This is a genomic window from Fulvivirga kasyanovii, from assembly GCF_009711405.1.
GTDB classification, from domain to species: Bacteria; Bacteroidota; Bacteroidia; order Cytophagales; family Cyclobacteriaceae; genus Fulvivirga; species Fulvivirga kasyanovii.
Map to the genome: position 1 here is coordinate 1 of NZ_SMLW01000474.1, position 12,726 is coordinate 12,726.

Consider the following 12,726-nt stretch of genomic DNA (forward strand, 5'->3'; position numbering starts at 1 on the left):
AATAGCCGAAGGATTTGAAATGTTTTTCAGTCAGGAGCAGAATTAGAGGATAACCTATACGTATCCTCTTTTTTATTACTTTTAACCTTATGAACAGAAGCATTGCCGACGGTCTGAATTTTGCATCCAAACTTACTCTTAAAAGGGCATGGAATGCTGGCCGTGTGGTGTTTAGCTATATATATTCCAGGCTTACTGGGCATCCGGCAATAGCTGGATTACCTATCAGTATTTCATTTGAACCTACTACCTCGTGTAATCTGCGATGTCCCGAATGTCCGAGTGGGCTCAGGTCGTTTAGCCGGCCCACCGGTATGCTTCAGGAAAAGCTTTTTAAAAAGACGATCAGTGAGCTACAGGATACCCTGATGTATTTGTTATTTTATTTTCAGGGGGAGCCGTTCCTGCATGCACAATTCCTGGAGATGGTTAAGTATGCCTCAGAGAAGAAAATATACACGGCAACATCGACCAATGCACATTTTCTTACGGATGAAGTGGCCAGAAAAACCGTTGAGTCAGGATTAGACAGATTGATTATTTCCATTGACGGCACTACGCAGGAAACGTATCAGTCGTATAGAGTAGGGGGCAGGCTGGAAAAGGTGATAGAGGGAACCAAGAATATAATCAAGTGGAAGAAAGCGTTGAAGTCCCGAACACCTCATGTGGTTTTCCAGTTTTTAGTGGTTAAACCTAATGAGCACCAGGTAGAAGAAGTGAAGGCATTGGCCAAGAGTCTTGGAGTAGATGAGGTAGGTTTAAAAACGGCGCAGATATATGATTATGAGCATGGCTCCGGGCTTATTCCCTCGATAGACAAATACTCTAGATATAGAAAGCAAGCTGACGGCACCTATGCCATCAAGAGCAAGCTTTTAAATCATTGCTGGAAAATGTGGCACTCATGCGTCATTACCTGGGATGGAAAAGTAGTGCCGTGCTGTTTTGACAAAGACGCACATCACGTAATGGGGCAACTACAAACAACCGGGTTTGCAGAGCTATGGAATAGTTCTGCCTACAATAACTTCAGGCAAACATTGATCCGATCACGAAGTAAAATCGAAATGTGCCGTAACTGTACCGAAGGCACAAAAGTGTGGGCCTAACGGTTTTTTACCTTCTTAAGATTGCTTACCGGAGAGTCGCAACCGCAGTTTTTTGAACATCCCGTATCAGCTTTGGTTTGCTTATATACTATGTTGCCCAGGTAGGCCAGGGCACTTAAAAATAATATGATTATAATAGCTTCCTGCATACTGTTATGGTTAACGGTAAAGTTACTGATTTCGTTCTTCCCAAGTCAAATAAAAGACATATGCTAATCTGAATTAAGATTCCACATACCAATGATTGGCTATCACCTGGAGAACATCTTTGTGTGTATGTCCTGCGGCTACAATTTCTCCACCAAAAAGAAAGTTTTCACCGCCCTTAAAGTCTGTAACCGTACCCCCGGCTTCCTGCACTATAATGATGCCCGCGGCAACATCCCATGGCTTAAGGTTATACTCGAAAAAACCTTCAAACCGGCCACATGCAGTATAGGCAAGGTCAACAGCAGCACTACCCAGTCTCCTGAGTCCATGAGTACTCTGCATGAAGCTATTCAGGATGTCTAAATACCGGGACATGAGCCCAAAGTCGTAGTAAGGGAAACCTGTAGCTATAAGGCTTTGACCAAGTTCTTTCACTTCAGAAATATGGATCTGCTCATCATTACAAAATGCTTTCCCGCCTTTGGTTGCATAGAAGCATTCATCTTTATTGATTTCATAGATAATGCCTAACACAATTTTATCATGTTGCATGAGCGCAAGGCTAATGGCGAATACCGGAAGGCCATGTGTAAAGTTGGTAGTGCCATCCAGCGGGTCGATGATCCAGTTATACTCATCCTTTCTGGTCGAGGCTGTGCCTTCTTCGGTAATGAAACCGGCTTCAGGTAGTATTTTCCTACAGCCTTCAACCAGCTTTTCCTCCGCCTGTTTATCAACATATGATACCAGGTCATTGAACCCTTTATGTTCTATATCTGATTTTTTGAAGTTCTTGCTCTCTGTTCTTATAAATTTACCTACTTCAAGAGTTAATTTTTTTGCGGATTCAAGTATTTGTTTTAGATCGCTCATTTGCTTACTTCTTTTTTAACAAAACTATATAATATCAGTAGTATTGAAACCCAAACGGCGGTTTTGCCTATATATTCGCCGCTTCCGGATACCTGCTTGGCGGCAATTGCTTTTTCGTTCAATAGATCGGTCTGGGTTATGGCCAGGGTATCATTGCTTAATAATGTAGGGATAACAATAATGGCTATTGCCAGGATTAATGCCGGCCAGCTTATGTTTCCATGTGTAGGTGCCCGGTCTTTTAGTATGGCATTAAACAATGTGATGTTACTCAATAATACCCACAGGCTGACACCCATAAACCCGGTATGTACATTCCAGGAAATAAACGCGGGTTGGCTGCTAAGCACCGATCCCAACATAAACCGGGAAAACTGAGGGTGTAACTGGTACAATAAAAACTCAATAGCCAGCCAGTAAATAGGTATCGTGTAAAACCCTAGTCGGTTTCGGGCATGCTTGTCCGTAAAGCCAAAAATAATAAATGAGCAGGTAAGTGCGGTACTATAAATTAAAGGCAGCAGCCATTGTGTAGGTTTCTGATTAATAAATGTAATGTTCCATATTAAAAACGTTGCCAGCAGGACAATGAATGTTTTCAGAATGAGAGCGCCTTTAGGGGAAGATTCTTTTTGTTGGTTATGGAGCAAGGCAAAGAGGGGAACCCATCCTATAAATATAAGAAATGATAGTGCTGGAGTGATTTTGGCCAGACCTAAAAGCACTATTGCCGAAAGGCCAAAGAGGAGGTCTCTTAGTTTATTTTTTTCCATCTACAACAATAACAATTTCACCTTTTACAGTACCTTTTTCGAAATATTCCTTCAACTCTGATAGTGAACCATTAACCGTTTCTTCATGAAGTTTGGTTAGCTCTCTTGAAACTGAAGCTTGCCTTTCTTCCCCAAGGTGCTCTGCCAGTTGGTCAAGTGCTTTTACCAGGCGGTGGGGTGATTCATATAGAATTATAGTTCGCTCTTCATTAGCCAACGCTTCCAATCTGGTTTTTCGACCCTTTTTGTGAGGCAGAAACCCTTCAAACACAAATTTATCCGAGGGGAGACCTGATTTTACCAGAGCAGGGACAAAGGCTGTCGCTCCCGGCAGGCACTCAAGCTTTATGCCGGCTTTAAGGCACTCTCTTACCAGTAGAAAACCAGGGTCGGAGATTGAGGGAGTACCGGCATCGGTTATTAGCGCCATTTTTTCGCCTTTATTCAACCTGTCAACAAGTTGGGATACAGCTTTGTGCTCATTAAAAATATGATAGCTCTGCAGTGGCCGGGATATTTCATATTTTTTTAGCAGCTTGCCCGATGTACGCGTATCTTCCGCCAGAATGACATCCACTGCTTTGAGCACGTTAATAGCCCTGATGGTAATATCTTCAAGGTTGCCTATTGGGGTTGGTACCAGGTATAATTGTGTTTCTTGCTCCAACGTTTGATAAATTTTGCCTTTGTTTAAATTTTCAGGCTAATTTATCAATTTCCTTTGCCAATTGATGATCTTTTTCTGTGACTTTGTCTCCGGCGTCATGCGTATTAAGTTCAAAGCTAACTTTGTTATACACATTAGACCAGTTAGGGTGATGGTTCATTTTTTCTGCTACAATAGCCACTTTGGTCATAAACCCAAATGCCTCTTTAAAGTCTTTAAATTCGAAGGTCTTTTTTAGCGTGTTGTTTTCTTCTTTCCACATGGTATGAATTCTTTGGTTCTTGTTTTGAGGGTCCCAGTTCACGGTAGAACAGGGCTACATCAAATTAACCTTTATTTTACATATGTGTTTTAGAAATATTGAAGTTTTAAAGGTCTGATTTCCGCGCTGAAATGATGTATTGGAATTCCAGACTGGTTTTATCCGTCTCAATAGTTTTAAAGCCAGCTTCTTTCAACTCTTCAATTACCTGCTGGCTTGTTATTTTCATGCTTTCCGGAGGGCCTACCGGCATTTGGCCTAACTTGTAATCAACAATCACTATTTTGGCATTCTTTTTCATGCCATGTTTTATCTTTTTCAAATACTCTATTCTGTCTGAAAGAAAGTGGTAAGTATTGACAAGTATTGCCATATGCACTTCTTCTTTTAAAAGTAGAGGATCATTTTCCAGGGACAGACGTGTTTCTATATTTTCATCGGGAATGATATGTTGCAGCTCAGGTTTTCTGTCCTCAATATAGTTCAGGAATCGTTCATCTATATCTATGGCTATAACATGGGCACCTTGCCCTGCCAGTCTGAATGTGAAGTAACCCGTGCCAGCCCCGATATCCGCAATCACCTTATCTTTAACATCTCCCAGTTTGTCAATGATCAGTGAAGGATTTTGCCATTCGCTTCTCTCGGGGTCCTCGTAAGTTTCTACGAGGTTTTGAAAATTGTTAATGTCAAATGAAGAGTCTGTAGTGTTTTTCGCGGTCTCTGACGAGGTGGTGTCCTTCAGGGGTTCTGACTCAACATAGGTTTTTCCTTTCTGCTCGGGCTGGCAGGAAAAGAGTAAAAGAAGTGAGACAAAAAGTATAGTGCTTTTCAATGGTGAAAGGATGGTTGGGGATGGATATTATATTGTTTTACAAGGCAATAATACCCTCAACTTTGTTAGCTTCTATGTAAAATTCTATTACCTTATCACTGGATTGTACCATAACTTCGGCGGTGACGCTAATATAGTTGCCGTTGCTTGAAGCCTTCTCTTTAGTTGTATGGTTGCTAAATAGATTTCTTACTTCATCGGCCTTACCTTTAGGCACGATAAATTTGAAAGTATATAGAGATGGCCAGTCATATTCTTTATCCAGCTTTTCTTTAAATGAGTTGATCGAGCTATCTTCCATAATCCATTCCTCCTGGTTACTTTAACCTTGGTATTCCCACTTGCTTTAAAATAACAAAAGCGGGGATGAAAGTTCCCCGCTTTTAAAGTAAATCCCTTAAAAGAGATTAGTAAAATTTATATCTCTGGTCTTCAATCTGGGCATATTCTTTAATGGCCTCAGTAATACCAAAGCTTGTTCTGTTTTTAACGTTTTGTTGCAATTGATTTTTGTATGCAGAGTAATCAGCAACCTCAGGGGCGTTTGTTTTGTTCTGCATTTCAATGATCAACACGCCATTTTCCGAAGCGAAAGGCTCCGTTTTCTGACCTTTTTCAAGTGAGAATGCTCTTCCTACAGCCTTAGGGTCGTAGCCAACATTTGGCAGGGAGTTTACATTCAGCTTAAGATCACTTGAAGAATATACATTGGCGTCAGCACCATATTTGGATGCCATTTCTTCTAGCGAACCTGAAAGTCCATTCAGTTTATTGATGATTTGTTCGCCTTTCAACTGGTTCTTAACGCGTGCTGTTATCTCTGTTTTTACATTTTCAAGAGGCTGATACCCTTTTTCAGTTTCGTCAGTCATCACTGCTACTGTATACTGGTCATCCAATTCGAATACCTCCGATACTTCTCCTACTGAAGCATCCCTGAACAACCACTGGATAACCTGACGGGCTTCACCTAATACACCTATTCTTCTGTCATTTTTCTTGAGTTTGTCGGCGGTCATTACGTTCAGTGTATCTTCTTGTGCCAATTGCATAAATGACTCAAGGTCATCGCTGCTTGAAGAGAAAAGGTCAGCTTTTCTGAAAGCTTCATTCCTGGTTTCATCACCGGCCATTACACTTCTTTCTATAGAAGCTATTTTGTAAGCAGTGTTTGTTTTTGGCTCGTCAACTCTGATAATGTGGTAGCCAAATTCTGTTTTTACTACATTGTTTAAGAGGCCGGCTTCATTAGCATTGAATACAGCGTTTTCAAACTCCTCAACCATTCTTCCTGACTGGAACCAGCCCAAATCTCCACCTCTTGAAGCTGTTGCATCAGTTCCATGCTCTCTCGCCATAGCTTCAAAGCTTGCTCCGCCTTTAATCTCGTTAAGTATCCTCTGAGCTTCTGCTTTTGCTTCGTCATCTTCACCTTTAATAAGGATGTGGCTCGCTTTGGCATAAGAAACTGTATCCTCGAAAATGTCTGATATTTTGTATAATACATAGCCATTTGAGGTTAAGTATGGCCCGCGAACATCTCCTTTGCTAAGGTTACCGGCATTAGCCTTTAACTGGGCAGGAAGAGTTCCGATGTGGTATTTATCAAAGAATGTTAAGGCATCAGTATTGGCACCTGCATATACAGAGTCCCTTTCTGTGGTTGCAAATTCCTTTTTAAGTTCCGCCATCTCCTCTTTTACATAAGCAGTATCTGCTTTTGATGGAATGATGGGGAACGTTACATATTTTAAGCTTCTGGTGTGCTCTGCCTTATACTCTTCTTTGTGTTTGTTGTAATAGTCTTGCAGTTGACGTTCAGTAACAGATACCGCAGAGTCGCCAATTGCGTAGAATGGTACGTATAAGTATTTAACTTCTGCAACATCGTTTTGAGCATTGTACTCTCTTTGAGCTTCTGCAGAAGTAACATAGCTGGTGCTAAGCAATAAATTTTCGTATTTCAGTCGTTCTCTGGCAGGTTTAAGGTTACTCTTAATCATGAACCAGTAGTTCTGATAAATAGGAGCCTGATTTTCATAGTTGTTCAGGAAGTTCAGGAACAACTGTCTGTCGAACTCACCAGTCTCAGGATTAGTGAAAAAGCCTTTTACACTTGGGTCCTGGTTTTTGCCCTGCATCATATCCCATACTTCATCACTGGTTACTTCAACACCTACTTCTTCGTACTGTTTGTTGAAAGCATATTTTGTGACCAACAGTTCCCATGCCTGCTGTCTGATGGTTGGCCTTTCGCTTTCGGAAGGTTGCCTGTTGTACTGAAGCTGATAAAACCCTTCACGCTCCTGTACGAAATTCTGGAATTCCTGCAAAGAAATATCTTCTCCTGCAATCTCTCCTACCTGGTTATCATTGTTAAAAAGTCCTGATCCGCTTCCGAGAAGATCAGCCAGAATAAAGGCGAAAATGGCTACGGCTACGAAAGCCACCACTACCTTGCCCATCTTATTTCTTAGAGTGTTGATTAATGCCATGTCTTATATATACTCAAATTGCTTAGGTTCAAAGAGGCGCAAATTTAAACAGTATCCGACTAAAAACAAATTACCTGTCAAATTGCCGCTTTATTTATTTTCTTTTAGGTTGTTTTTTAATGTAAGTTTTACAATGTCAATACGAATATCATTGGTGGATTGAATGGTGAACGAAAAAGGAGGCAACGAAATGGTGTCTCCTGGTTCCGGTAAGTCTTCTGTTACAGACAAAATGAGTCCGCCGAGTGTTTCGTAGTCACCGGTTGGCAGGTTCCATTCATATTTATCGTTCAGGTAATCAATTTCATGTCGTGCACTGAGCAGGTAATTTTGCTCATCCAGTTTTTGCTCTACCCAGTCCTCCACATCATGTTCATCCTGAATTTCGCCGAATATTTCTTCTATGATGTCTTCAATACTCACAACTCCTGATGTGCCGCCATATTCGTCTACTACCAGGGCCAGGCTCTTGCGTTCATTGATAAACTGGATCATAAGCTCGTTGGCCAGCATGGTTTCGGGCACAATGATAATAGGTGACAGCATGTCGGAGATAGTTTTTGGCTTTTTAAAGAGCTCCAGAGAGTGACAGTAGCCGATTACATCATCAATCGACTCTTTATAAACAATAATTTTCGAGTGCCCGCTTTCAATGAAAGCCTGCTTCAACTCTTCTATTTTATCTTCAATGTCCACTGCCACTATCTCGGTCCTGGGGATCATACACTCCCTGATACGGATTGTTTTAAACTCCAGAGCATTGTTAAATATCTTGGTGTCAACCTCTACGTTGGTTTCTTCATCCGACATTAAAGTGTTTTTAATGTAGTTGTTGAGATCAGTGAGTCCAAAAGCAGGTCGGTCTTCTGAATATTGGTACCCAATCACTTTGGTGATGATCAGCTTGGACGCTGAAACTACAGCCCATACTACAGGCCCCATTATTTTGTAGATCAAAAACATGGGGATGGCCAGAATGGACAACATCCAGTTAGGATTGATCAGAAAGATGCTCTTCGGTAAAAACTCAGCAGTCAGTAACACTAGTAAGGTTGAAAGAACAGTTTGAACCACCAATACGGACACCTCATTATAAATGGCTTCGGGCAATGATTCCCTAATGATGGGATCCAGAAGCTTGGCCATAAAAACACCGTAAATGACCAGTGCAATGGTATTGCCTATCAGAGTAGTGCCAATAAACCGGGAAGGGTTGTTGATGAAAGTGGCTAAAATTTTACCAGTTCGGAACCCTTTTTTCTTTTGAAGCTCTATATGAAGCCTGTCGGCTGAAACAAAAGCGATCTCTATTCCGGAAAAGAATGCCGAAAAAAGCAAAGTGAGCAAAATCGGAGGAAGCAGGGTCAGGTCCATCAATATCAATTAGAAGGTTTTTCTTTATCCTTCAAAATTTTATATAAAAATAGGAGACTTATGCATAACATAAAAATCCAATACGAGTATGCCAGGCCCACAGTCATAAGTTGGTGAATGCCAATGACAAACAATGCTACACAAGTCGAAAAAATTAGTGTTGGTATTAATTTACTCATCTTCAAGGTAAAATACACCCTCGGGTTTGGTTATTTCATAAGAGGAGAAGTCCTGTTTGGCAACCAGCCCGTGACCATAAAGTATCTGGTCAGGTAAAGTTATGGTAACAAATTCATCTGTATACATTTGCTCTTTGTCAGGTTTCCAAAACAGCTCTTCCGTCTTTAGTTCCTGGTTGTTTTCAATACTTTTAATTACGACCTCCCCGCGGCCACGGTATTTATCCTCTTCTTTGAAGTAATAGGCCTCGTTGGCTTTAAGGGTGGATGTTTTCTTACCGGTTTCATCATAAAACTCCATGTATAGCCCTTCTGGAAATTCCATGTCGCCATTGGCATACTCCCAGAGTTTCTTTGCTTCCAACTTGACTTTAACAGTGGCAGATTCGCTGTAATAAAGGTCAAGGTTTTCTGCTTCCTGCAGGGGGCCGGTATAGGGCTCCGACACAGCAGGTTTATCTTCCAGACTTTCGCAGGAGATGAAAAGTAATACTGGTAATATAAGTAGGTGCAGTCTTGTCATTAATCAAAAAAAGGCCACAGGGATAACCCTATGGCCCTTGTTTATTTATAATTCTTCTTAGTCCCTGCTTCTGATCGTAGTTGTTTCATTGATCCAACAATCTACAGTTATTTGATTACCTTTTGTATAGTTGTAGGTAAAAATTTCTTCCGTTGAAGGGAACTGCTCTTTCGCTGATTGCATAGCTCTTGTGTTTCCTGCCTTTTGGAACATGTCGTAAGCTAGTAAGAATACAGCTCTATCTTTCACTATATCCTTTTCACCTTTACAAGTGTTGAAACTGTTGAAGTACAGATTACCAATAGCGGAGTAAGCATCTTTACTTGTAGGGTCTACAGAAAGCGCTTTTCTGTACATCTCACGAGCAGCGGCACCGCCTTTTATAGCTCCCATTTGTATGTACATTTCAGCTTTTTGACTAGGGTCTTCTGTCAGGCCAAGAGCCATTTCGAAGTAGCTAACAGCCTTTTGCGTATCACCACTGGCTTTGAATTTTAGGCCCAGGTTTTTAGCCAGACCATAGCTAGGCTCTTTTTCCTGGATAACCCTACCGGCTTCTAACCAAAGTGGATCATCAGTACACTTGCCGTTAAGCATGAAAGCAAAGATCTTTTTAGCCAATTTAAGATCATCAGGATTTTCTTTGAATTTTGGCGCAAGGTTTTGTCTAACGAAATCACAGTCAACATCAATCACACTTACCAATAGCCCATCGATCGTACCTCTGTAGTCAGTAAGTTTATCCACATATTTACCGCCTTTCTGGATTTGGTTGTCAACAGTCTCCATGATTTTGTCATACCTGTTAAGGATCTCAATATCAGTTAAGTTATCAAGATATTTTTTGTTGTACACCACAACACTCATGTAAGGTACGTGCATGTAGTAATCTACATTTTCACCTCCAAGTTCATAAGCTTGGTCAAACAGTTTAAGAACGTTTGCCAGTTCACCCTTCTTCTTTACATTGTAACGGTAAGCAGAGTAAGCCTTTCTGGCCATTACATCAGCTTTCTCATCACAATGTTGTATTCTCATATCATAGATCAGCATAAGAGAATCAATATAAATATCTTTTTGAGCCTCATCTTTGGTTTCTTCGATCAGGCCTTTGTATATTTTTTCTCCATTGATATAGATAGAGGTGTTTAAGTTAGGAGCGTTTTTTAGTAACCATTGGTGCGGCCCTTTAGCTGCTTTAAAGTTATCATTCCTTAATGCATCCGTATATAGTACGTTTTTCTCTTCGGCTTTGGCCTTGTCTTCAGGCCAGTTCCAGCCTTCGCATTGCGCCTGAGCGAAGTAAGGCAGTACGATTGCCGCTAACAATAAGATGCGCTTCATCATTTTACTTTTCATAACTTATTTAATTACTTAATCATATTTTCTTTTAATAAACCACTGGTCGTTGAAGTTGAAGCCCAGGTAAACCTTAAAGTAGTCTTCACTGACCAGGTTGTCCTGTACATCACCTCGCTGCCCGTATTTAAAAGCCATATCCAGACTAGAGAACCGACCAACTGGTAAAGACCAGCCAAAATTAATGCCAAAGTCTTTAACCTGATTGCCGTTAATAGTATACGGTGTTTCTTCATAACCAAATCCGAGCCTGTAAGTCACTCGTTTCAGGTATGAATTTACAGATCCGTAGTCGGGAGTAAATTCTCCTCCCAAAGTAATTTTCATTGAATTTTTGAGGTTGTCGCTATTATCCCCTCCGAAATCTTTATAATCGGACCACTGCTGCATTTTAACGTCAATGCCAGCCATCCACTTGAACCCGTTGCTGAAAGATATACCTGCTCCTATAGCCTGAGGCATAGTGATGCTGCCGCGGATGGTGTCATTTTTTGCATTTAAAACCGGCCGGTCTACCTGCTCAAGCCCAAAGCTCTGAGCCCTTTTGGATTTTACATCCGAGCTGAATTCGTACGTAAGACCTGCTTTCAGTTTGATTTTATTATTAAAAATGGAGTCCTGGTTAAATGCCAGCCCTGCAGAAAAGAGGAAATCTGATACGGAGAATAATTCTTTATTAACAGCAGAGTATGCTGCCAGATTTTCGTCTACTAATATGTCGGAATACTTTGTTTCAATGGAACTGAATAGGTAAGTAGCCTTAACACCCACAAAGAACCGCTTATTTATGGCTACACCATTTGACCAGTAAAACTGATTAAATCCACCTGAGCCTTCTTCAGTAAACTGTACCTCGGTATCAGTACCGGGTACCAAATCGGTGTAGCTGAATTTGTAATCAACATTACTGTATGGCATAAGCCCAAGGGATGTAGTCCATATACCGGGTTTTACCGGAAAAGCCATAGCCAGGAAATTTAAATTTCCTCCTGAATTGGTTTCTGAGGTAGTGCTGTTCTCAAGTGTCCTTCTTTCTCCAATGAAACCTGCAGTGAAAATAGTCAATGAATTGTAAGGAAGAAGAGCAGGGTTAACATTGTTTAAGTGCCAATAGCTACCGTTGCTTATCCCCAAACCGCCCATGCCCTGATTATGCACCAGGCTCATGTCATATATATCTCCCAGTCCTCTGGAGGTAAAAGGTGATTTGGCAGCCTGCCCCCACACACTGACTGAGGTTACAGTCAATGCTACTCCTAACAAAACACTTTTAATTTTATGCATTATAAAGTAAAATCCTGTTTAAACCCCTGAGAACCAATTCCGGGGCTACAAATATGCTAGCTTTCAGTTTGTTTTCAAAGAATTTGGCGTCTCCACCGCAGATAATAATCTGCAAATGTCCGAATTTGTCACTATACATCCGAATAATTTCTTGTATTTCCGCAATCGTACCGTTAACTACACCGCTGAGAATCGACCCTTTGGTCGACTGCCCTACCAGTGGGACGTCTTTTTCAAACTCTATCAACGGCAGATTGGCTGTAAAAGTATGTAGTGCCTTGAAACGTAGTGATATTCCCGGCGAAATGCCGCCTCCGTGGTAGGTTCCTGCACTGTCAATAAAGTCATAGGTAAAACAGGTCCCTGTGTCGATAACCAGGCAATTTGTATCGGGAAAAATTCCCTGAGCACCGGAAACGGCAGCGATTCTGTCCAGCCCCAACGTTTGAGGGGTTTTGTAGTTGATTTTAAAAGGCAAAGGCAGGTCAGGCCGTAGTATAGTGGCTGGTATATCTTTTAATTGGGGTTTAATTTCTTCAATACTCCTACTAACCGAGCTAACAATAATGTGTCGTGGGCGAAAATTAGCTATAATCCTATCTATCTCAGTCAGGTCAGTGAGCCGGACGACCTCGATCAGTTCATTCTCTTTAAATAATCCTGCTTTGATAAACGTATTACCAAAATCGAGTGCTAGATTCATTTTTATTTAGAAAGTGGTAAAATTTTTTAGAGATTAGCTAATTTCCAAAATGGGTGGTCAAGGTTGAATATCAAAATTATGAAAAATAAGGAGAAGTATAAAGTAATTGGTCTAATGTCCGGTACGTCATTAGATGG

General features: G+C 41.0%; 14 protein-coding genes. 1 reads left to right on the forward strand and 13 read right to left on the reverse strand.

Features of this window, described 5'->3' with window-relative positions:
* Positions 1-89 precede the first annotated feature (89 nt).
* Positions 90-1,112, forward strand: coding sequence for an SPASM domain-containing protein (locus tag E1163_RS08625; protein ID WP_155171035.1), 1,023 nt, complete (start codon positions 90-92; stop codon positions 1,110-1,112).
* Here E1163_RS08625 and E1163_RS08630 read toward each other — a convergent pair.
* The 13 genes from E1163_RS08630 to E1163_RS08690 form a co-directional block, all read right to left on the reverse strand.
* Entirely contained in the window at positions 1,109-1,261 is a 153-nt protein-coding gene (locus E1163_RS08630) for a FeoB-associated Cys-rich membrane protein (protein ID WP_155171036.1), read from the reverse strand. The genes E1163_RS08625 and E1163_RS08630 overlap by 4 nt on opposite strands.
* Positions 1,262-1,334: 73 nt before the next feature.
* The gene (locus E1163_RS08635; RefSeq protein WP_155171037.1) at positions 1,335-2,135 is read right to left on the reverse strand and encodes an inositol monophosphatase family protein; all 801 of its coding nucleotides are present in this window, start codon (positions 2,133-2,135) and stop codon (positions 1,335-1,337) included.
* On the reverse strand, positions 2,132-2,908 hold the full coding sequence (locus E1163_RS08640) for a hypothetical protein (protein WP_155171038.1): 777 nt from the start codon (positions 2,906-2,908) through the stop codon (positions 2,132-2,134). The genes E1163_RS08635 and E1163_RS08640 overlap by 4 nt, the downstream gene beginning before the upstream one ends.
* Positions 2,895-3,575, reverse strand: coding sequence for a 16S rRNA (cytidine(1402)-2'-O)-methyltransferase (rsmI, locus tag E1163_RS08645; RefSeq protein WP_155171039.1), 681 nt, complete (start codon positions 3,573-3,575; stop codon positions 2,895-2,897). Before rsmI ends, E1163_RS08640 begins: the two co-directional genes overlap by 14 nt.
* A gap of 31 nt (positions 3,576-3,606) precedes the next feature.
* Positions 3,607-3,837 (reverse strand): 4a-hydroxytetrahydrobiopterin dehydratase, encoded by a 231-nt coding sequence (locus tag E1163_RS08650; RefSeq protein WP_155171040.1) that lies wholly within the window; start codon positions 3,835-3,837, stop codon positions 3,607-3,609.
* Positions 3,838-3,943: 106 nt separating this feature from the next.
* Positions 3,944-4,672, reverse strand: coding sequence for a class I SAM-dependent methyltransferase (locus tag E1163_RS08655; RefSeq protein ID WP_155171041.1), 729 nt, complete (start codon positions 4,670-4,672; stop codon positions 3,944-3,946).
* A gap of 37 nt (positions 4,673-4,709) precedes the next feature.
* Positions 4,710-4,973 carry a DUF493 family protein gene (locus tag E1163_RS08660; RefSeq protein WP_155171042.1) on the reverse strand — a complete coding sequence of 88 codons (264 nt, stop codon included), beginning with the start codon at positions 4,971-4,973 and terminating at the stop codon, positions 4,710-4,712.
* A gap of 106 nt (positions 4,974-5,079) precedes the next feature.
* Positions 5,080-7,167 (reverse strand): peptidylprolyl isomerase, encoded by a 2,088-nt coding sequence (locus tag E1163_RS08665; RefSeq protein WP_155171043.1) that lies wholly within the window; start codon positions 7,165-7,167, stop codon positions 5,080-5,082.
* A 90-nt stretch (positions 7,168-7,257) separates the two neighbouring features.
* Positions 7,258-8,541: a hemolysin family protein gene (locus E1163_RS08670; protein ID WP_155171044.1), complete on the reverse strand. Its 1,284-nt coding sequence runs from the start codon at positions 8,539-8,541 to the stop codon at positions 7,258-7,260.
* Positions 8,542-8,712: 171 nt separating this feature from the next.
* Positions 8,713-9,243: an LPS export ABC transporter periplasmic protein LptC gene (gene lptC / locus E1163_RS08675; RefSeq protein WP_155171045.1), complete on the reverse strand. Its 531-nt coding sequence runs from the start codon at positions 9,241-9,243 to the stop codon at positions 8,713-8,715.
* Positions 9,244-9,300: 57 nt separating this feature from the next.
* The gene (locus tag E1163_RS08680; RefSeq protein WP_155171046.1) at positions 9,301-10,602 is read right to left on the reverse strand and encodes a tetratricopeptide repeat protein; all 1,302 of its coding nucleotides are present in this window, start codon (positions 10,600-10,602) and stop codon (positions 9,301-9,303) included.
* 15 nt (positions 10,603-10,617) lie between these two features.
* Positions 10,618-11,886 carry a BamG family beta-barrel-assembly machinery protein gene (bamG, locus tag E1163_RS08685; protein WP_155171047.1) on the reverse strand — a complete coding sequence of 423 codons (1,269 nt, stop codon included), beginning with the start codon at positions 11,884-11,886 and terminating at the stop codon, positions 10,618-10,620.
* Positions 11,879-12,589: a type III pantothenate kinase gene (locus tag E1163_RS08690; protein ID WP_155171048.1), complete on the reverse strand. Its 711-nt coding sequence runs from the start codon at positions 12,587-12,589 to the stop codon at positions 11,879-11,881. Before E1163_RS08690 ends, bamG begins: the two co-directional genes overlap by 8 nt.
* Positions 12,590-12,726 lie beyond the last annotated feature (137 nt).

Excerpts from the sequence above, each read along its gene's own strand:
- E1163_RS08625 (WP_155171035.1), top strand. The coding sequence starts at position 90 with ATGAACAGAAGCATTGCCGACGGTCTGAATTTTGCATCCAAACTTACT.
- E1163_RS08630 (WP_155171036.1), bottom strand. The coding sequence starts at position 1,261 with ATGCAGGAAGCTATTATAATCATATTATTTTTAAGTGCCCTGGCCTAC.
- E1163_RS08635 (WP_155171037.1), bottom strand. The coding sequence starts at position 2,135 with ATGAGCGATCTAAAACAAATACTTGAATCCGCAAAAAAATTAACTCTT.
- E1163_RS08640 (WP_155171038.1), bottom strand. The coding sequence starts at position 2,908 with ATGGAAAAAAATAAACTAAGAGACCTCCTCTTTGGCCTTTCGGCAATA.
- E1163_RS08650 (WP_155171040.1), bottom strand. The coding sequence starts at position 3,837 with ATGTGGAAAGAAGAAAACAACACGCTAAAAAAGACCTTCGAATTTAAA.
- E1163_RS08660 (WP_155171042.1), bottom strand. The coding sequence starts at position 4,973 with ATGGAAGATAGCTCGATCAACTCATTTAAAGAAAAGCTGGATAAAGAA.
- E1163_RS08665 (WP_155171043.1), bottom strand. The coding sequence starts at position 7,167 with ATGGCATTAATCAACACTCTAAGAAATAAGATGGGCAAGGTAGTGGTG.
- E1163_RS08670 (WP_155171044.1), bottom strand. The coding sequence starts at position 8,541 with ATGGACCTGACCCTGCTTCCTCCGATTTTGCTCACTTTGCTTTTTTCG.
- lptC (WP_155171045.1), bottom strand. The coding sequence starts at position 9,243 with ATGACAAGACTGCACCTACTTATATTACCAGTATTACTTTTCATCTCC.
- E1163_RS08680 (WP_155171046.1), bottom strand. The coding sequence starts at position 10,602 with ATGAAAAGTAAAATGATGAAGCGCATCTTATTGTTAGCGGCAATCGTA.
- bamG (WP_155171047.1), bottom strand. The coding sequence starts at position 11,886 with ATGCATAAAATTAAAAGTGTTTTGTTAGGAGTAGCATTGACTGTAACC.
- E1163_RS08690 (WP_155171048.1), bottom strand. The coding sequence starts at position 12,589 with ATGAATCTAGCACTCGATTTTGGTAATACGTTTATCAAAGCAGGATTA.